Source organism: Micromonospora sp. NPDC049257, assembly GCF_040678915.1.
Taxonomy (GTDB): Bacteria; Actinomycetota; Actinomycetes; order Mycobacteriales; family Micromonosporaceae; genus Micromonospora; species Micromonospora antibiotica.
Genome location: NZ_JBFAQU010000007.1, coordinates 164,975 through 182,633, shown reverse-complemented (window position 1 = coordinate 182,633; position 17,659 = coordinate 164,975). Strand labels below are relative to the sequence as shown.

Sequence of the window (17,659 nt, the reverse complement as noted above, 5' to 3'; positions counted from 1 at the left end):
GCCGACGTGGGCCGACCGGCAGCTCCGGACGGCCCGACGCCTGTGGGTGACACCGGCGTCGACAGGTCAGGGCCGGTGCAGGTCGGGTGTCGTGGCCAGCAGGAGCGTCGAGCCGGCCGCCCAGCCGGCCGCCCCGGCGAGGACCAGGCCCGGCGACGCGTGGGACAGCGACCAGGCGAAGACCGCGCCGGCCAGGACCGGCACCACCGACTCGGCGGCGGCCCCGATCCCGGTCAACGCCCCCTGCACGGTGCCCTGCTCGTCGGCCCGCACGATCCGGGAGAGCCACGCCTGCGCGGCGACGCCGCCGACCGTGGCGAGCACACCCACCGCCTGGAGCACGTGGAGCAGCCAGGGCGTCGAGACGAACGCCGTACCCGCCAGGGTGGCGACGCCGAGCACGCCGCCGAACACCGCGGCCCGCTTGTCCCCGAGCCGGCGCACGATCGGCCCGACGGCCCTGGCCTGGAAGAGCGCGCCGGCCAGGGCCCCCGCCGCCAGCACCACGCCGACCCGCGCGGTGCCCCAGGCGAACTGGTGGGTGAGGAAGAACGTCCAGGTCGACTGGTGGGTCATCCGGGCGACGTCGGCGCAGAACCGGGCGTACGCGAGCCGCCCGAGCACCGGTCGACGCAGCACGACGACGATGGCGCTGACCGGGTTCGCCGTCCGCAGGGTCAACGGGGTGCTGCGGTCGCCGGGCCGCGACTCGGGCAGCACGAGCCAGCCGTACCCGACGTTGGCGAAGGACAGCGCGGCGGCGGCGAGGAACGGCAGGCGTACGTCGACGGTGCCGAGCAGGCCGCCGACGACCGGCCCGGCCACGAAACCCAGCCCGAACGCGGCACCCACCGCCCCGAACGCACCGGCCCGGTCCTCGGGCGCCGTGACGTCCGCCAGGTATGCGTTGACCACGGTGTAGGTGCCCGCGCAGGCGCCGGCGAGGCTGTGGAACACCAGCAGCGTCCACGGGCCGGGGGAGCTGGCGTGGGCCAGCCAGTCGACGCCGAGGCAACCCAGCGAGACGAGCAGGACCGGCCGCCGGCCGTACCGGTCGGAGAGTTGGCCGAGCAGCGGCGAGACGACGAACTGCAACAGGCCGTAGAGCGAGCCGAGCAGGCCGGACCAGCGGACCGCGGCGGCGGCGTCGGCGGTGACGGCGGTCAACAGGGCCGGCACCGTCGGCACGATCAGGCCGAGCCCGAGCATGTCCAGGAAGACGGTGACGAGCAGGAAGGAGAGGGCGGGCGTCCGACGCATGGCGGCTCCTGGGCGGTGAGGGGGCAGGGCCCCCTCGCCACCCACGGTCAGCCGCAGGTACGGAGGATCAGATTATCGGTGCCGTCAAACGATTTTCCGGACCGTCGCGTCGCCCTCACCCCGGTCCGGTCGACCGATGCGGGCACGGGCACACGGCCCGGTGCGGGCAAGGACACGTACCGGTCGGGCGGGCACGCAGGCCGGGACCGGACCTCAGCGTCGGCACCCGGACGGGCCGTCGCCGCCGGACGGCACGGAGGCGACCACCGCGTCGGAGACCGGGGTGAGCCACTGCAACGGCCCCTCGTACGCCCGGGGCACCGTCACCGTGACCGCCGTCTCCCGGTCGAGCGTGGTGAGCACCGTGGCATCCGACCGTTCGTCGGCATACCAGCAGACCCCGTTGACGGTCCACACGTCGGCGGTGGCGTCCACGGTCGGCTCGGGGCCACCGCAGGCGACGGTCAACGCCGGGTCACCGTAGGCGGCGTTCTGCTCGGCACCGGCGGTCACCGGGCGCTGGGCGAGTTCCCGGACGGTGGCCGGCAGCTGCGACACCAGCGCCCGGCACACCACCCCCGGGCGCTCGGCCAACGCCGGGGCGGCCATCTCGACCGGGGCGCTGGACTGGGGGCGCAGGGTGGTCGGCGAAGCGCTCGGCGCGGCGACCGGCGGGTCCGGGGACAGCTTGGCGAAGGTGAACCCCGCCACGGCCACCGTCACCGGCACGGCGACCAGGGTGGCCCACAACGCGGCCCGCCGGGTCGACCGGTCCGCAGCGGGCCGGTCGGCGCTGTCCCGGTCGCTGGTGGGTTGGCCGGTGCTGGGCCGGCCGGTGCTGCCCTGGTCGGTGCTGGGCCGGTCGGTGATGGGTGCGCCGGTGGCGGGCCGGTCGGTGCCGGGCGCGGCGTCGGTCGGGGTCTCGGGGGAGGGAGTCTTCTCGTCCACTTACAGGCGCACCACCGAACACGTGAGGGTGCGGGTGATGCCGGGCACCATCTGCACGTTGCTGACGATCAGTTTGCCGAGCTCGTCGACGGTGTTCGCCTCGGTGAGGACCACCACGTCGTACGGCCCGGTGACGGCGTCGACGCGTACCACGCCGGCAAGGTCCGCGATCAGACCGGCCACGTCCCGCGCCCGGCCCACCTCGGTCTGGATGAGGATGTACGCCTGTACCACGACTCGACCTCCGTCCGTCGCCGCCCAGGGGCGGCCCGAAGGGTGAAAATACCCTACGGAGCAGGCGCGATCCCTATCGGTGGTCGAGGTCAAGCAGCTAGCGAGCGTGTCGGAAGGAAGACATGGGTGTCGCGGACGTGGGCGAGTTCGGTCTCATCGACCGGGTGACCGCCCGGCTGACGTACGGAGCGTCATGCCTGCTCGGGCCGGGTGACGACGCCGCCGTGGTGGCCGCCCCCGACCGGCGGGTGGTCGCCTCCACCGACGTGCTGGTCGAGGGGCGGCACTTCCGGCGGGACTGGTCGAGCGCCCGCGACGTCGGGCACCGGGCGGCGGCGGCCAACCTCGCCGACGTCGCCGCGATGGGCGCGACCCCCACCGCCCTGCTGGTGGCCCTGTGCATCCCCGCCGACCTGGACACCGCCTGGGCGGAGGAGCTGGCCGACGGGCTGGCCGCCGAGGCTGCGCTGGTCGGCGCGGGCGTGGTCGGCGGCGACATGTCCGCCAGCCCCACCCTGACCATCGCGGTGACCGCCCTCGGCGACCTGGCCGGCCGGGCACCGGTGGTCCGCTCCGGTGCCCGGCCGGGTGACGTGGTGGCGCTGGCCGGCCGGACCGGGTGGGCCGCCGCCGGGCTGACCGTGCTCTCCCGGGGGTTCCGGACCCCGCGCCTGCTGGTCGAGGCGTACCGGCGGCCGGAGGTGCCGTACCCGGCCGGACCGGAGGCCGCCCGGCTCGGCGCCACCGCCATGATCGACGTGTCGGACGGGTTGCTGGCCGATCTGGGTCACCTGGCGAAGGCCAGCGGCGTCGGGGTCGACCTGCGCCGGGACGCCTTCGAGGTGCCCCCGCAGATGCGTGACGCCGCCCAGGCGCTCGGCGTCGACCCGTACACCTGGATCCTGGCCGGTGGCGACGATCACGCCCTGGTCGCCACCTTCCCCCCGGCGGTGACCCTGCCGTCGTCGTGGCGGACGGTGGGCCAGGTGGTCGAGGGCGTCGGGGTGACCGTCGACGGTGACGCGTACGACGGACCGGCCGGCTGGGAGCACTTCCGGTAAGGGGCAGTCGTACCCTTCACCCGTGAGTGAGATCGAGATCCGGCCGCTCGGCTTCGACTCGCCGGTGGCGCAGACGCTGATCCGGGCGACCATGGCCGACCTGGGCGTCCGGTACGGCGGCAGCGGCGACGACACCCCCATCGACCCGACCGAGTTCGTCCCACCGCACGGTGAGTTCCTCGTCGCCCACCTCGACGGTGCCCCGGTCGGCTGCGCGGGGTGGCGCAGCCACGGCGACGACGCCGCGGAGCTGAAGCGGATGTACACCGTGCCGGCCGTGCGGGGGCGCGGTGCGGCCCGCGCCCTGCTCGCCGCCGTCGAGGAGTCGGCCCGCCGGCACGGTCGCCGGCGGATCATCCTGGAGTGCGGCGACCGGCAGCCCGAGGCGGTCGCCCTCTACACCTCGGCGGGGTACGAGCGGATCGCCAACTTCGGCTACTACGCCGACGCTCCCGGCTGCCTGTCGTTCGGCCGGCCACTCTGACCCGCCCGCCGCAGGGCCGTGCCACCGGGTGAATCCCCGACCCACCCGGCCGGTGCGGCGGTGTCAGGCGACGGTGAAGCGGAACCGGTCGGCACCGGCGCGGGCCGTGGCGGTCGCCTCCGCCGGGTCGGCGCCCCAGGCCAGCACGTGCCCGCCGCGCCGCACCGACGAGGTGACGTCACCGACCCGGTCGCCGACCGCCACGTCGAGCTGCACGGCCAGCACACCGGGCACCCGCCGGGCGTCGCGCAGCCCGTCGATCGCGGTGAGCGTCCCCGGCGGTGGCAGCAGGAACTCCACCGCCGCCGCCCCGGACGGCCGGGCCGGGAGCCGGGGCCGCTCGCCGCGCAGCGTCCGCAGGTAGGCGTCGATGAAACCGCACTCGTACGCCACCGAGACCAACGCGGAGATCATGTCGCCGGGCAGCCGGGCGGCGCACTCCACAAGCGTCGGCACCCCGTCGGCGACGATCCACTCGCTGTGCAGCACTCCGGTGCGGAAACCGGCCGCCGTCGCCAGCCGGGTGGCTGCCTCGACCAGTTCCGCCCGGCCGGCCGCCGGCAGCGCCGAGGGGACCGTGTGCCCGGTCTCCACCGGGCGACGACCCGGCAGCACCCGCTTGTCGGTGACGTTGCCGAAGCACACCTCGCCGTCGGCGACCAACAGCTCGACGCTGTATTCCGGGCCGACCAGGGTCTGCTCGACCAGCACCTCGGTGGGCAGGTCGCTGGCCGCCTCCACCGGTTCCTCCGGGGCGGCGGTCGCCGACCAGGCCGCCGACACGTCGTCACCGGGGGCGATCAGTTGCACGCCGAGGCTGCCGGAGCGGCGGGTCGGCTTCAACACGCAGCGGCCACCGAACCGGGCCGCGAACGTCGCCGCCCGCTGCGGGGAGTCGACCAGCTCGTACGCCGGATTGGCCAGCCCGGCCCGGTCGGCGAGCAGGCGCATCCGGTGCTTGTCGGAGAAGACGTCGGCGGCCTGTGGGCCGGCCCCGGGCAGGCCCAGCCGGTCGGCGAGCCGGGCGGCGGCACCGACCGCGTACTCCAGGCCGGGCATCACCAGCCGGGCGGTGGTCAGCCCCGGCTCGCGGGCGAGCAACTCCTCGACGTCCAACCCGGTCTGGTAGCGGGCGGACACCACGCGCGAGACCACCGGCAGGCGGGTCACCGTCGTGGTGACGTCCCGCCGGGCGATGATCTCCGGCTCCTCGACGAGTACCACGCTGCCCGGCGGCAGCTCCTCGGCGAACCAGTGCATCATGCCGATCGAGGCGCCCACCACGATCATCTCGTCAGGGCCCAGGTCAAGGTCCAACGGTCGTCCTCCGTACGGGTCGGCCACCGGGTGCGGGGACACGACAGTACCGGCGGGCCAGGACGGCCCGCCGGTACTGTCGGAGCTGGAGCGGTGGTGGTGTTACCTGGTCAGGCGCGGGTGACCTTGCCGGCCTTGATGCACGAGGTGCAGACCTGGAGCTTCTTGGTGTTGCCGCCACCGGCCGGGGTACGCACCGACTGGATGTTCGGGTTCCAGCGGCGGTTGGTCCGCCGGTGCGAGTGGGACACGTTGTGGCCGAAGCCCGGCCCCTTGCCACAGACGTCGCACACGCTAGCCACGGGATACTCCTGAGATTGATACGTTCATGAGGTCGCCGGCAGGCGCTGCCCGGACAACCTGGCCAGGTTACCCGATGCACCCCCGCCCCGCCCAACCGGCCCGTCCCGGCCCCCTGTGGCGGCCAGCCCGCCACCGTCCCGCACGGCGCGCGGACCGGGCCGGCCACCGTCGGAAGGCGTCGCCGCCGGCCGGCCCAGGGACACGGCGGCCGACCCCGGCGGGTGTCGGCCGCCGCCAGTAGGCTTCTGGCCGTGCTGGACACCCTCGACGCCGCCGCGGTACGCCGCTGGTGCGCGAGCGGTCTCGCCGCGCTGCGCCGGCACCAGGGTGAGATCGACGACCTCAACGTCTATCCCGTGCCCGACGGGGACACCGGCACCAACCTCGTGCTCACCCTCACCTCGGCCCAGCAGGCGCTGTCGGTGGGCCTCGGCACCCTGCCGGAGGACGGCGACACCGCGCACGGGCACGCGCTGCGGCTGATGGCCAGGGGTGCGTTGCTCGGTGCCCGGGGCAACTCCGGGGTGATCCTCTCGCAGCTCCTGCGCGGGCTCGCCGAGGCACTCGGCGGTGTGCCCACCGTCGCCGGCCGGGCGTTGGCCGGTGCGCTGCGCGACGCCACCACCGCCGCCTACGCCGCGGTGGCCCAGCCGGTCGAGGGCACGGTGCTCAGCGTGGTCGCCGCCGCCGCGACCGCCGCCGAGCAGGCCGACAGCGACGACCTGCGCACGGTTGTCCGGGCCGCCGCCGGGGAGGCGGCCCGCGCGCTGGCCCGTACCCCCGACCAGTTGCCCGCGCTGGCCCGTGCCGGGGTGGTCGACGCCGGTGGCCGGGGACTCTGCCTGCTGCTCGACGCCCTGGTCGAGGTGGTCACGGGGGAGCCTGCGGCCGGGCCTGCGCCGGTGACCCGTCCGGCCCGTGGGCCGCTGACCGCCGTCCGGGAGACCGGCTCCTCCGACTACGCCTACGAGGTGCAGTTCCTGCTCGACGCGCCGCACGAGGCGGTGACCCGGATGCGCGCCGAGCTGGCCACGCTGGGCGACTCGCTGGTGGTGGTAGGTGACGCCGGTACGCCGGCGGAGTCCGGCACCTGGAACGTCCACGTCCACGTCAACGACGTCGGGGCGGCCGTCGAGGCCGGGGTGGCCGCCGGCCGGCCGTACCGGATATCGGTGACCCGGTTCGCCGACCAGGCCGCGCCGGCCCGGCGACCCGGCCCCGCCGCCGACGGCCGGGCGGCCGTGGTGGTCGCGCCCGGCGTCGGCATCGCCGAGCTGTTCGGCGGGGAGGGCGCGACGGTGGTGCCGGGCAACCCGTCCACCGGCGAGCTGCTGGACGCGATCCGGGCCACCGCCGCCGCCCGGGTGGTGGTGCTCCCCAACGACCCGAACACCCAGGCGGTGGCGAACGCCGCCGCCCGGGAGGCGCACCGGCTCGGGGTGGAGGTGAGCGTGGTGCCGACCCGCTCGCCGGTGCAGGCGCTCGCCGCGCTCGCCGTCCGCGACCCGCAGCGCCGGTTCGCCGACGACGTCATCGCGATGGCCGAGGCCGCCGGTGCCTGCCGGTACGCCGAGGTGTGCCACGCCAGCCGGGAGGCGCTCACCGTGGCCGGCCCGTGCCGCCCCGGTGACGTGCTGGCCCTGGTCGAGGGGGAGGTCCACCTGATCGGCAGCGACCTGGTCGACACCTGCGCCGCCGTGGTCGACCGGATGCTCGGCGGCGGCGGTGAACTGGTCACCCTGCTCACCGGCGCGGACGCCCCCGCCGGCCTCGCCGAGGCGGTCCGGGCGCACGTGACCCGGCGCTGGCCCTTCGTCGAGGTGCAGGCGTATTCGGGTGGGCAACCGCACTATCCGCTCCTGGTGGGGGTCGAATGACGACGTCCGAGCCGGCCACGGTGGACACCGCGCTCACCAAGCTGGTGGGGGAGAAGACCGCCAAGGCGCTCGCCGGTCACCTCGACCTGCACACCGCCGGTGACCTGATCTACCACTTCCCGCGCCGGTACGACGAGCGCGGCGAGCACACCGACATCCGTTCGTTGGACGTCGGTGAGCAGGTCACCGTCCTGGCCCAGGTGCAGCGCACGGCGGTCCGCCCGATGCGGCAGCGGCGGGGCAACCTGCTGGAGGTGACCGTCGGCGACAACTCCGGCGGGACGCTGACGCTCACCTTCTTCGGCAACCAGGCGTGGCGGGAGCGGGAACTGCGCCCCGGCCGGTGGGGGCTGTTCGCCGGCAAGGTCACCGAGTTCCGGGGCAAGCGGCAGCTCAACGGCCCGGAGTACGTCCTGCTCGGTGAGGGGGGCGAGGGTGAGGTGGCGGCCTCCGAGGAGGTCGAGGAGTTCGCCGGGGCGCTGATTCCGGTCTACCCGGCCGCCGCAGCCGTGCCGACCTGGGTGATCGCCCGCTGCGTCCGGGTGGTGCTGGACACCGTCACCCCGCCGGACGACCCGCTGCCCACGCCGATGCGGGTCGGCCGGAAGCTGGTCGGCATCGACACCGCGCTGCGCGAGATCCACCGGCCGTCCAGCAAGGAGGAGCTGTACCGGGCCCGCCGCCGGCTCAAGTGGGACGAGGCGTTCGCCGTGCAGCTGACCCTGGTGCAGCGCAAGCTGCGGTCGGCGTCCTCGCCGGCCACCCCGCGCCCCGCGAAGGCGGATGGCCTGCTCGACGCGTTCGACGCCCGGCTGCCCTACGAGCTGACCCCCGGCCAGCGTGACGTCGGCGTCGAGATCGCCGCCGACCTGGCCACCCCGCACCCGATGCACCGGCTGTTGCAGGGCGAGGTCGGTTCCGGCAAGACGGTGGTGGCGTTGCGGGCGATGCTCCAGGTGGTCGACGCGGGAGGTCAGGCGGCACTGCTCGCCCCGACCGAGGTGCTCGCCGCCCAGCACCACCGGGGCATGCTCGACCTGCTCGGCCCGCTGGCACAGGCCGGTGAGCTGGGGGCGGCCGACGACGCGACCCGAGTGGAGCTGGTCACCGGCTCGCTGGGCGCGGCAGCCCGACGGCGGGCCCTGGCCGAGGTGGCGCAGGGGCGGGCCGGCATCGTGCTCGGCACCCACGCCCTGCTCTACGAGGGGGTCGACTTCGCCGACCTGGGCCTGGTGGTGGTCGACGAGCAGCACCGTTTCGGCGTGGAGCAGCGCGACGCCCTGCGCGCCAAGGCCGACCAGCCACCGCACGTGCTGGTGATGACCGCCACCCCGATCCCCCGCACGGTGGCGATGACCGTCTACGGCGACCTGGAGACCTCCACCCTGTCCCAGTTGCCGCAGGGACGCTCCCCGATCGCCTCGCACGTGGTGCCGGTGGCGGAGAAACCAGCCTTCCTGGACCGGGCCTGGCGGCGGGTGCGCGAGGAGGTCACCGCCGGCCACCAGGCGTACGTGGTGTGCCCGCGCATCGGCGAGGGTCCGGCGGCCGAGGAGGAGCCACCCCGCGAGGACGACAACGGACGACGTCCACCGCTGGCGGTGACCGAGGTGGCGCCGCTGCTCGCCGAGGGGCCGCTGCACGGGCTGCGGATCGGCGTCCTGCACGGGCGGCTGCCCGCCGACGAGAAGGACGCGGTGATGCGGTCCTTCGCCGACGGCGACCTGGACGTGCTGGTCGCGACCACGGTGGTGGAGGTCGGCGTGAACGTGCCCAACGCCACCGTGATGATCGTGCTGGACGCAGACCGGTTCGGTGTCTCCCAGCTGCACCAGCTGCGGGGGCGGGTCGGCCGGGGCGCGGCCCCCGGGCTCTGCCTGCTGGTCAGCGAGGCGGCCGAGGGTTCGTCGGCGCGGGAACGGTTGGACGCGGTCGCCTCCACCACCGACGGGTTCAAGCTGGCCGAGCTGGATCTGGAGCAGCGCCGGGAGGGTGACGTGCTGGGGGCGACCCAGTCCGGTCGTCGCTCGCACCTGCGGCTGCTGTCCCTGCTGCGCGACGCCGACCTGATCCGGGACGCCCGCGCCGAGGCGCTCACCCTGGTCGAGCAGGACCCGCAGTTGGCGCGGCACCCGGCGCTGGCCGCCTCGGTCGCCGCCCTGGTCGACGAGGAACGCGCGGAATACCTGGAGAAGGGCTGACCGCCGCCCCCGGGCGTGGGGGACGGCGGTCGGCCGTCGGGGTGCCGGTCGACCCGTCGGCCGGCGTCCCCGGGACGGGGGCTACCGCCCGGCGGCGTCCCCCGGACGGAGGGCTACCGCCCGGCGGCTCAGGGGCGGCGTTTCTCGACGACGGTCCAGCCGGTCCAGCCCCGGTCGGCGACGAGTCTGCGCAGTCGCCTGACGACGGGATGGGCGGCGTCGGCGAACGAGTCCATCAACCGGACGAACGCGGGGTCCGGGGTGACCTCCTCCTGCATCTCCAGCTCCCCGGCGGCCTCCGCCTGCGCGAACAGGTCGGCCATCAGGTCGGCCGTCTCGCGCAGCAACTCCTCGTCCTGCCAGTTCTCGGCGACCCGGCCGATCAGCCGGTAGAGCTGGATGACCTGGGGGTTGTCCAGCTGGGCCACCTTGTCGGCCATCAGCCCCTTGATGGCGTCCGGCCACCGCGCCGCCATCAGGATCCACCCGTCGCGTTCGGCCTCGACGGCGACCGGTGGCACCCCGGCGGCGCGGAGCCGGTCCAGGTAGTCGACCACCTCCGCGGGGACGGCGAGGGTGTCACCGCCGCTGAGCCGGGCGATCCGCCGTCGGTGCTCCTGCAGCGCCCGGATCTGGGCCCGCAGCTGGCGGTCGATCTCGGCGGTGGCGGCGGTGAACGTCTCCGCGTCGGCGTCGAGCAGTTCGCGGACCCGGGCCAGCGGGACGCCGGCCTCGGCGAGGGTCCGGATCCTCACCAGCCGGACCACCGCAGCCGCGTCGTACGTCCGGTAGCCGGAGGCGTCGCGTTCCGGCTCCGGCAGCAACCCGATCTGGTGGTAGTGCCGTACGGCGCGGATGGTCACCCCGGCGTAGGACGCCAACCGTCCGATCGTCAACATGGCCTCAGCCTGCCCGACCCGGGAGCACCGTCAACCGACCTTGCGGTGGTGGACGACCATCGCGCCGGCGTACGCGAGGACGAGGAGGCCGGCGCACCAGGCGAGCGCGGTCCAGATGTCGCCGCCCACCGGCTGGCCGGCGAACAGGGCGCGGATCGTGTTCACGATGGACGTCACCGGCTGGTGTTCGGCGAACGCGCGCACCGGGCCGGGCATGGTGTCGGTGGGCACGAAGGCCGAGCTGACGAACGGCAGCAGGATGAGCGGGTAGGAGAACGCGCTCGCACCGTCGACGGAGGTGGCGGTGAGGCCCGGGATGACCGCGAGCCAGGTCAGCGCCAGGGTGAACAGCAGCATGATGCCGGCGACCGCCAGCCAGCCCAGCACGCCGGCCCCCGAACGGAAGCCCATGGCCAGCGCCACCAGCACCACCACCACGAGTGAGATCAGGTTGGCCACCAGCGAGGTCAGCACGTGCGCCCAGAGCACGGCCGAGCGGGCGATCGGCATGGACTGGAACCGTTCGAAGATGCCGCCCTTGAGGTCCAGGAAGAGCCGGTAGGCGGTGTAGGAGATGCCGGAGACGACGGTGATGAGCAGGATGCCGGGCAGCAGGTAGTTGACGTACCGGTCGGACCCGGTTTCGATCGCGCCGCCGAACACGTAGACGAAGAGCAGCAGGAACGCGATCGGCATGATCGCGGTGGTGATGATGGTGTCCGGGCTGCGGCTGATGTGTCGCAGTGACCGCCCCAGCAGGGCGGCGGTGTCACCGAGGAAGTGTCTGGTCATCGGGGTTCCTCAACTGCTCGTGCCGTCGGGGCGACGGCGTCCACGGTGTCGTCGGTGCGGGTGCGGGTGCGGGTGCTGGTGCCGTCGTCGCCGCCGTCGCCGACGATGGCGAGGAACACGTCCTCCAGGGTGGGCTGCTTCTCGACGTACTCGACGGTGGCGGGCGGGAGCAGCCGGCGGAGTTCGGCGAGCGTGCCGTCGGCGATGATGCGCCCGTGGTGCAGGACGGCGATCCGGTCGGCGAGCTGCTCTGCCTCGTCGAGGTACTGCGTGGTGAGCAGCACCGTCGTGCCCTGCCGGGCGAGTTCCCGGACGGCCTGCCACACCTCCAGCCGGCCCTGCGGGTCGAGCCCGGTGGTCGGTTCGTCGAGGAAGATCACCGGCGGGTCGCCGATGAGGCTCATCGCGATGTCGAGGCGACGGCGCATCCCACCGGAGTACGTGCCCACCCGCCGGCCTCCCGCCTCGGTGAGCGCGAAGCGGCCGAGCAGGTCGTCGGCGACCCGACCGGGGTCGCGCAGGTGGCGCAGCCGGGCGACCAGCACCAGGTTCTCCCGGCCGGTGAGGATCTCGTCGACGGCGGCGAACTGGCCGGTGAGGCTGACGGACTCCCGTACCCTCGCCGCCCGGGTGGTGACGTCGAGACCGTGCACGTGGGCCGTCCCGCCGTCGGGTTTGAGCAGGGTGGCCAGGATGCGTACCAGGGTGGTCTTCCCCGCCCCGTTGGCGCCGAGCAGGGCGAGGATGCTGCCCGGTGCCACGTCGAGGTCCACCCCGCGCAGCACGCGCAGTTCCCGGTAGGACTTCGTCAGGCTCCGGACCTGGATGGCGGGCCCGCGGGCCGGCGACATTGTCGATTGATCGGCTGACATGGCGTCAGCATCCGGGGTTGACGCTGCGGCAGGGTCAAGCCCGAAACGCGCGGGGCGCGTCGACCGGTCGGTCGACGCGCCCCGGGGGCGTGCTGCGGTCAGACGGTGAAGTGGATCCGTCGGCGTCGGGCGACGAGGAAGAGCACCGCGCCGGCCACCAGCAGGGTGGCCGCGCCGGCGGCGATGGCGCCGGCCGCCGCACCGGTCACCGGGAGGCCGCCGTCCTGGTCGCCGCCGCCACCGCCACCACCGGTGGACGGGCAGTCCTCCGGCTGCTCCCACTTCACCGGGCCGCCGGAGTCGAGGTCACCGGTGACGGTGACGGTGAGCCCCTTGGTGGCGGGGAAGCTGACCGTCCCGGTCCGTCCCGGTTCGACGGTGAGCTTCTTCGGCTCGCCCTTGTTGGGGGTGAAGACCGAGGTCAGCGGGGTGCCGTCCTCCGGGTTGCTGATCCGGAAGACCATCTTGTCGCAGCTGGACTCATAGCTGGCGTCGGGCGTGCCGACCTCGGGCTGCTGGCAGTCCTCGGGCTTCTGCCACCCACCGGTGAAGTCCTTCATGCCGGCGGCGGCCACGGTGATCTCCTGCGCCTCCCCGGCGCTGAGCTTGCGGGTCTCGATCTTGCGCAGGGGGACGGTCACCTTCTCGGTGAAGCCACCGCTGCCGGTGATGGTGAACGTCGCCGCGGCGTTGCCGCTGCGGTTGACCAGGGTCAGTTCGACGTTGCCGTCGCAGTCGGACTCGGCGATCACCTCGGGGGCCGCCGAGCAGGTGCCCGAACCGCCGTTGAACCAGGCACGCGGGCCGGTGGAGCGGGCGCCGATGCCGGACGGGCTGCCGACCTTGCGGTCGCCGTACCGGTCACTGGTGTCGGTCAGCGGGTCGATCAGCTTGCTGCCGAAGACGAAGTCGACCTGGGTGTGGCAGTTCGGCACCTCGACGGCGAAGTCGAGGGTGGCCACCCCCAGCTCGCCCGGGGCGACCCCGGTGAACTTCTTGATCGACTTGTCGAGCACGTACTGCGGCACGGCGAACGTCGCCGACGGCGTCACGTACGACACCAGGGCCAGGTCCTGCTCCTCGCCCCGGCAGAGTGGGCCGTTGGTCAGGGTGATCGAGGCGCGGCCCGCCGGACCGTCGAAGGTGTGCGTGTAACGCGCGTCGGCGGCGGCGACACAGGACGACGTGGACTGCCCGCCCGCCGGGGTGGTGGCGGTCGCGCTCGCCGTCGTGGTGGGCGTGGGGGACGGCGAGGGTGAGCTGGCGCCCGCCGGGGTGGTGCAGGCGAGGACCGTGGCCAGGCCGGCCAGGGCGGCGGCGGTCACGGCGAGCGGTCGCCGGAGCGACAGCTGGGGACGGATCACGCGTACTCCCGGGGTGAGGGTGCGTCAGGGCGCGGCGGGGGTGGCGTTGCCTGGTCACGGCGCGTGTCGGGAGCGCCGTGACGACGCCGTGCGACGCCCTGGCCGGCGGAGCGGCACCGGCACCGGGCCGACCCTAGTGGGCCCGTCGATACGGACATAGTGCACGGCGGGCACCGGGAGTGTTGTTATGTATTTGAGATCATTGATTCACTGGGGGTGATGTTTCGGTCACCCGGACGGGGCGCACCGCGCCGCCGGCCCGCGTCGGTGGTCGCGTAGCGTCACAGGCATGCGCAGGGAAAGACGGTGACCCGGATCGTGGCCGGCACGCTCGGCGGTCGGCGGATCGCCGCACCCCCCGGCGCCGGCACCCGCCCCACCTCCGACCGGGTGCGCGAGGCCCTGTTCAGCGCCGTCGCCGCCGAGGTGGACCTGGTCGGCGCGCGCTTCGCCGACCTGTACGCCGGCTCCGGCGCGGTCGGGCTGGAGGCGCTGTCCCGGGGGGCCGAGCACGTGCTGCTGGTCGAGTCCGATCCCCGGGCCGCCCGGGTGATCCGGGAGAACGTCGCCGCGCTCCGGGCCGCCCCGGCCGCCCGGCTGGTCACCGGCAAGGTGGCCGGCGTGCTCGCGGCCGGCCCCGGCGACGCGTCGTACGACGTGGTCTTCGCCGACCCCCCCTACGCGGTGCCGGACACCGAGATCGCCGCCCTCCTGACCGCGCTGGTGGAGCACGACTGGCTCGCCCCCGACGCGCTGGTGGTGGTCGAGCGGTCCACCCGTACCGGCCCGGTCGACTGGGTGCGGGGCATCACCGCCGAACGCAGCCGGCGTTACGGCGAGACCACTCTTTGGTACGGTCGCCGATCATGAGACGTGCGGTGTGTCCCGGCTCGTTCGACCCGGTCACCAACGGACACCTCGACATCATCGGACGGGCCAGCCGGCTCTTCGACGAGGTGATCGTCGGTGTGCTGGTGAACCAGTCCAAGAGTGGCCTGTTCACCGTCGAGGAGCGGATCGACATGCTCCGCGAGGTGACCTCCTCGTACGGCAACGTGCGGGTGGCGTCCTTCCGTGGGCTGCTCGTCGACTTCTGCCGGGCGCAGGAGGCGAGTGTGCTGATCAAGGGCCTGCGGGCGGTCAGCGACTTCGACTACGAGTTGCAGATGGCCCAGATGAACATCGGCCTGGCCGGCGTGGAGACCCTGTTCATGCCGACCAACCCGCTCTACTCGTTCCTCTCCTCCAGCCTGGTCAAGGACGTGGCCAAGTGGGGCGGCGACATCTCCTCCCACGTCCCCGACACCGTCCGGCAGGCGCTCGCGGCCCGGCTCACCACCCCGCGCCCCTGACCGCCCGCCGCCGGCCCACCGACGCCGGGGCGGCGGATCGGAGGCGGGGCGGCGCGTCGTGGCGGGGTGGTGAGGGCGGTGGTGGCCCGGGCACGACATCATGTGGTGCAGCGCCGAAGTCGGGCGCAGGCCGCATCATGTAGGTCGGCAGACGAACGACAGGGGTGAGGTACCGGTGGACCCGCTCGATCGCATCGACGAACTGATCGGCGTGCTGGAGCAGGCGCGCTCCGTCCCGATGTCGCGCAACAACTGCATGGTCGACCGGGGCGAGATGATCGCGGCGCTCGACGAGATGCGCGCCGACCTCCCCGCCGACCTGCGTCGCGCCGCCGCCCTCCTGGAGGAGCGCGACAAGATCATGGATGCCGGTAAGCGGGAGGCCGACCGGATCATCAGCGAAGGTGAGGCGGAACACGCCCGCCTGGTCTCGGTGAACGAGATCACGGTCTCCGCCGAGCACGAGGGGGCCCGGATCATCGCCGAGGCCCGCGCCGAGGCGCAGCGGCTGCGGGAGGAGGTCGACGACTACGTCGACACCGCGCTGGCGAACTTCGAGCAGTTCCTCACCCGGGCGCTGGCGTCGATCGAGCGTGGGCGGGACAAGATGCACGCGCTGCGGGAGATCGGCACCTTCGGTGGGGACGAGGCGGAGCGCCCGCTACCCTTCTGAGCGGCACCTCATCGCACCGACGGACGGGTCGGGCGTCGCCCCCGGTTCGACGATCCGGCGGTCGCCCAGGTAACCTTTTTTGTCGGCCTCTCACCGGCCGGAGTCTGACTATGCCCAAACACTCGCCTTCATCACTCAACCCCAGGGCGCCGCTGGTCCTCGACACGAGGGACCTGCCGCGTCGCCCTGGTGCGTTGCGTACGCATCGGCGGGTCGTGCCGGCACCGGCGGACCTCGGCGGAGAGTTGATCAGCGTGCCGGAGGGTGCGGACCTCGACCTCGACCTGAGGTTGGAGTCGGTGTCCGAGGGCGTGCTCGTCTCCGGGACCATCACCGGTCCCGTCCAGGGCGAGTGCGGTCGTTGCCTGCGCGCGATCGACTACTCGTTGACCGTGAACGTCCAGGAGCTGTACGCGTACGAGAACAGCACCACGGACATCACGACCGACGAGGACGAGGTGGGCCGGATGCAGGACGATCTGATCGACCTGGAGCCGGCGCTGCGGGACGCGGTGGTGCTCACGCTGCCGACCAACCCGCTCTGCCGGGAGGACTGCCCAGGACTGTGCCCCGAGTGCGGGGTGCACTGGGACGATCTGCCGGCCGATCACAGCCACCAGCAGATCGACCCGCGTTGGGCGAGCCTGTCGCAACTGAACCGTACAGAGGAGTAGGAACCGTGGCCGTCCCGAAGCGCAAGATGTCGCGCAGCAACACCCGGTCCCGCCGGGCGAACTGGAAGGCGGCTGTGGTCGCGACCGTGGCCTGCCCGCAGTGCAAGTCCCCCAAGCTGCCGCACGCGGCGTGCTCCGTCTGCGGCACGTACAACGGCCGCCAGGTTCTCGAGGTCTGACCTGGACGCCGAGTGACACCCCCGACCACAGGTCGGGTGGCGCGCGCACCCCGGCGATCGCCCGGTGCCCCGGCTCCCTCCGACGTCGATCGGCCCGCTCCGGCCGGCGTGGCGATGGAGCCGGGCACCGCGCGGATCGCCGTTGACCTCCTCGGCGGGGACGATGCTCCCGCCGTCGTGGTTGACGGCGCTCTGCGGGCGGTGCGTGCCGACCCGGACCTGCACCTGCTGCTCGTCGGCCCGACCGAGGTCGCGGCCGGGGTGGTCGACGCCCTGACCCCGGAGCAACGGACCCGGATCACCATCCGCGCGACCCGTACCGCCGCCGGGCCGGCCGACCACGCGCCACGGGCCGACAGCACCGTCCGCGCGGCCGTGTCCGCCGTCCGCGACGGCGCCGCCGACGCCCTGGTCTCCGCCGGGTCCACCGGCGCCACCGTCTCCGCCGCCGCCCTCGGCTTCGGCCGTTGGGCCGACGTGCGCCGGCCCGCGCTGGTGGCGAGCCTGCCGGCCGTCTCCGGCCCGGTGATCCTGCTCGACGTCGGCGGCTCGCTGGAGCCCCGCCCCGCCACCCTGGCCCGGCACGCCGTGCTCGGCGCGGCCTACGCCGCCGTCGCGCACGCCATCGTCGCACCCCGGGTCGGCCTGCTCTCGGTGGGCACCGAGACCGGCAAGGGGGACCGCCCCCGCCGCACCGCCGACCCCCTCCTCGCCGCCGCCCCACTGCCCTGCGCCGCCCGCTACGTCGGGCTGGTCGAGGGCTACGACGTGACGCTCGGCCTGCGCGCCGACGTGGTGGTAACCGACGGTTTCACCGGTAACGTCCTGCTCAAGGCCATCGAGGGGGCGTACACGATGACCGGGGGCCCACCCGCCGGCGGTGACGCCCCGCGGGCGGCGGCCCTGCTCGGGGTGGCCGGCACCGTGGTGGTCTGCCACGGCGCGGCGACCCCCGACGACGTCGCCTCCGGCATCGCCCTGGCCGCCCACCTGTGGCGTCGCCGGGCCACCGACCGGGTCCGGGAACAGGTCGCCGGCCTGCCGACCGGCGGCGGCACCGACCAGGAGGACCCGCAGGCATCGGCCGGGTCCGATCCTCCCGGTGCGGATCGCCGCGAGCCGAGGAGACGGCCATGAGCACCAGGTGTGCGCCGGCCAGCCTCGCAGTC

19 protein-coding genes are annotated in these 17,659 nt (G+C 74.0%); 10 read left to right on the top strand and 9 right to left on the bottom strand.

Going from position 1 to position 17,659, the window contains the following annotated elements; translation table 11 throughout:
• Positions 1 to 66: 66 nt before the first annotated feature.
• The 3 genes from AB0K25_RS13930 to AB0K25_RS13920 form a co-directional block, all read right to left on the bottom strand.
• Positions 67 to 1,260 carry an MFS transporter gene (locus AB0K25_RS13930; protein WP_219468231.1) on the bottom strand — a complete coding sequence of 398 codons (1,194 nt, stop codon included), beginning with the start codon at positions 1,258 to 1,260 and terminating at the stop codon, positions 67 to 69.
• A gap of 213 nt (positions 1,261 to 1,473) precedes the next feature.
• Positions 1,474 to 2,010, bottom strand: coding sequence for a DUF3515 family protein (locus AB0K25_RS13925; RefSeq protein ID WP_208567446.1), 537 nt, complete (start codon positions 2,008 to 2,010; stop codon positions 1,474 to 1,476).
• Positions 2,011 to 2,208: 198 nt separating this feature from the next.
• Positions 2,209 to 2,442: an Lrp/AsnC ligand binding domain-containing protein gene (locus tag AB0K25_RS13920; protein ID WP_088646044.1), complete on the bottom strand. Its 234-nt coding sequence runs from the start codon at positions 2,440 to 2,442 to the stop codon at positions 2,209 to 2,211.
• 122 nt (positions 2,443 to 2,564) lie between these two features.
• Between AB0K25_RS13920 and AB0K25_RS13915 the strand changes: the two genes are divergently transcribed.
• Both AB0K25_RS13915 and AB0K25_RS13910 read left to right on the top strand, forming a co-directional pair.
• Positions 2,565 to 3,503 carry a thiamine-phosphate kinase gene (locus AB0K25_RS13915; protein ID WP_219468234.1) on the top strand — a complete coding sequence of 313 codons (939 nt, stop codon included), beginning with the start codon at positions 2,565 to 2,567 and terminating at the stop codon, positions 3,501 to 3,503.
• 22 nt (positions 3,504 to 3,525) lie between these two features.
• Positions 3,526 to 3,987, top strand: coding sequence for a GNAT family N-acetyltransferase (locus tag AB0K25_RS13910; protein WP_219468236.1), 462 nt, complete (start codon positions 3,526 to 3,528; stop codon positions 3,985 to 3,987).
• A 63-nt stretch (positions 3,988 to 4,050) separates the two neighbouring features.
• Here AB0K25_RS13910 and AB0K25_RS13905 read toward each other — a convergent pair whose 3' ends face one another.
• Positions 4,051 to 5,304 (bottom strand): ATP-grasp domain-containing protein, encoded by a 1,254-nt coding sequence (locus AB0K25_RS13905; protein ID WP_363820371.1) that lies wholly within the window; start codon positions 5,302 to 5,304, stop codon positions 4,051 to 4,053.
• A gap of 110 nt (positions 5,305 to 5,414) precedes the next feature.
• A complete protein-coding gene (gene rpmB, locus AB0K25_RS13900) occupies positions 5,415 to 5,606 on the bottom strand; it encodes a 50S ribosomal protein L28 (RefSeq protein ID WP_007456456.1) in 192 nt (63 codons plus the stop codon).
• Positions 5,607 to 5,858: 252 nt separating this feature from the next.
• On the opposite strand from rpmB, the gene AB0K25_RS13895 reads away from it, so the two are divergent.
• Together AB0K25_RS13895 and recG are read left to right on the top strand one after the other, a co-directional pair.
• Positions 5,859 to 7,484 carry a DAK2 domain-containing protein gene (locus AB0K25_RS13895; protein ID WP_219468241.1) on the top strand — a complete coding sequence of 542 codons (1,626 nt, stop codon included), beginning with the start codon at positions 5,859 to 5,861 and terminating at the stop codon, positions 7,482 to 7,484.
• Entirely contained in the window at positions 7,481 to 9,685 is a 2,205-nt protein-coding gene (recG, locus tag AB0K25_RS13890; RefSeq protein ID WP_363820368.1) for an ATP-dependent DNA helicase RecG, read from the top strand. The genes AB0K25_RS13895 and recG overlap by 4 nt, the downstream gene beginning before the upstream one ends.
• Positions 9,686 to 9,813: 128 nt before the next feature.
• Here the strand turns inward: recG and AB0K25_RS13885 are convergent, their stop codons facing one another.
• The 4 genes from AB0K25_RS13885 to AB0K25_RS13870 all read right to left on the bottom strand — a co-directional run bounded on the left by AB0K25_RS13885 (position 9,814) and on the right by AB0K25_RS13870 (position 13,612).
• Complete coding sequence (locus AB0K25_RS13885) at positions 9,814 to 10,584, bottom strand: MerR family transcriptional regulator (protein ID WP_219468248.1); 771 nt, start codon at positions 10,582 to 10,584, stop codon at positions 9,814 to 9,816.
• Between the two features lie 30 nt (positions 10,585 to 10,614).
• Positions 10,615 to 11,376, bottom strand: coding sequence for an ABC transporter permease (locus AB0K25_RS13880; RefSeq protein ID WP_357534589.1), 762 nt, complete (start codon positions 11,374 to 11,376; stop codon positions 10,615 to 10,617).
• Positions 11,373 to 12,248 carry an ABC transporter ATP-binding protein gene (locus tag AB0K25_RS13875; protein ID WP_255597919.1) on the bottom strand — a complete coding sequence of 292 codons (876 nt, stop codon included), beginning with the start codon at positions 12,246 to 12,248 and terminating at the stop codon, positions 11,373 to 11,375. The genes AB0K25_RS13880 and AB0K25_RS13875 overlap by 4 nt, the downstream gene beginning before the upstream one ends.
• Before the next feature lie 98 nt (positions 12,249 to 12,346).
• Complete coding sequence (locus AB0K25_RS13870; protein WP_219468250.1) at positions 12,347 to 13,612, bottom strand: cell wall anchor protein; 1,266 nt, start codon at positions 13,610 to 13,612, stop codon at positions 12,347 to 12,349.
• A gap of 306 nt (positions 13,613 to 13,918) precedes the next feature.
• Here AB0K25_RS13870 and rsmD point away from each other — a divergent pair, with 306 nt between their 5' ends.
• The 6 genes from rsmD to AB0K25_RS13840 all read left to right on the top strand — a co-directional run bounded on the left by rsmD (position 13,919) and on the right by AB0K25_RS13840 (position 17,627).
• On the top strand, positions 13,919 to 14,482 hold the full coding sequence (gene rsmD, locus AB0K25_RS13865) for a 16S rRNA (guanine(966)-N(2))-methyltransferase RsmD (protein ID WP_219468253.1): 564 nt from the start codon (positions 13,919 to 13,921) through the stop codon (positions 14,480 to 14,482).
• On the top strand, positions 14,479 to 14,964 hold the full coding sequence (gene coaD / locus AB0K25_RS13860; RefSeq protein WP_219468256.1) for a pantetheine-phosphate adenylyltransferase: 486 nt from the start codon (positions 14,479 to 14,481) through the stop codon (positions 14,962 to 14,964). The genes rsmD and coaD overlap by 4 nt, the downstream gene beginning before the upstream one ends.
• A gap of 175 nt (positions 14,965 to 15,139) precedes the next feature.
• Positions 15,140 to 15,637: a hypothetical protein gene (locus AB0K25_RS13855; RefSeq protein ID WP_208567212.1), complete on the top strand. Its 498-nt coding sequence runs from the start codon at positions 15,140 to 15,142 to the stop codon at positions 15,635 to 15,637.
• Between the two features lie 110 nt (positions 15,638 to 15,747).
• Positions 15,748 to 16,311 carry a YceD family protein gene (locus tag AB0K25_RS13850; protein WP_208567211.1) on the top strand — a complete coding sequence of 188 codons (564 nt, stop codon included), beginning with the start codon at positions 15,748 to 15,750 and terminating at the stop codon, positions 16,309 to 16,311.
• Between the two features lie 5 nt (positions 16,312 to 16,316).
• Entirely contained in the window at positions 16,317 to 16,490 is a 174-nt protein-coding gene (rpmF, locus tag AB0K25_RS13845) for a 50S ribosomal protein L32 (RefSeq protein ID WP_088646032.1), read from the top strand.
• Between the two features lie 114 nt (positions 16,491 to 16,604).
• Positions 16,605 to 17,627, top strand: a complete 1,023-nt coding sequence (locus AB0K25_RS13840; protein ID WP_219470756.1) for a phosphate acyltransferase PlsX — start codon at positions 16,605 to 16,607, stop codon at positions 17,625 to 17,627.
• Positions 17,628 to 17,659 lie beyond the last annotated feature (32 nt).

What these genes read in the sequence shown, in the direction of transcription:
- AB0K25_RS13930 (WP_219468231.1), bottom strand. Translation starts at nt 1,260, where the DNA reads ATGCGTCGGACGCCCGCCCTCTCCTTCCTGCTCGTCACCGTCTTCCTG.
- AB0K25_RS13915 (WP_219468234.1), top strand. Translation starts at nt 2,565, where the DNA reads ATGGGTGTCGCGGACGTGGGCGAGTTCGGTCTCATCGACCGGGTGACC.
- recG (WP_363820368.1), top strand. Translation starts at nt 7,481, where the DNA reads ATGACGACGTCCGAGCCGGCCACGGTGGACACCGCGCTCACCAAGCTG.
- AB0K25_RS13885 (WP_219468248.1), bottom strand. Translation starts at nt 10,584, where the DNA reads ATGTTGACGATCGGACGGTTGGCGTCCTACGCCGGGGTGACCATCCGC.
- AB0K25_RS13880 (WP_357534589.1), bottom strand. Translation starts at nt 11,376, where the DNA reads ATGACCAGACACTTCCTCGGTGACACCGCCGCCCTGCTGGGGCGGTCA.
- AB0K25_RS13875 (WP_255597919.1), bottom strand. Translation starts at nt 12,248, where the DNA reads ATGTCAGCCGATCAATCGACAATGTCGCCGGCCCGCGGGCCCGCCATC.
- coaD (WP_219468256.1), top strand. Translation starts at nt 14,479, where the DNA reads ATGAGACGTGCGGTGTGTCCCGGCTCGTTCGACCCGGTCACCAACGGA.
- AB0K25_RS13850 (WP_208567211.1), top strand. Translation starts at nt 15,748, where the DNA reads ATGCCCAAACACTCGCCTTCATCACTCAACCCCAGGGCGCCGCTGGTC.
- AB0K25_RS13840 (WP_219470756.1), top strand. Translation starts at nt 16,605, where the DNA reads ATGGAGCCGGGCACCGCGCGGATCGCCGTTGACCTCCTCGGCGGGGAC.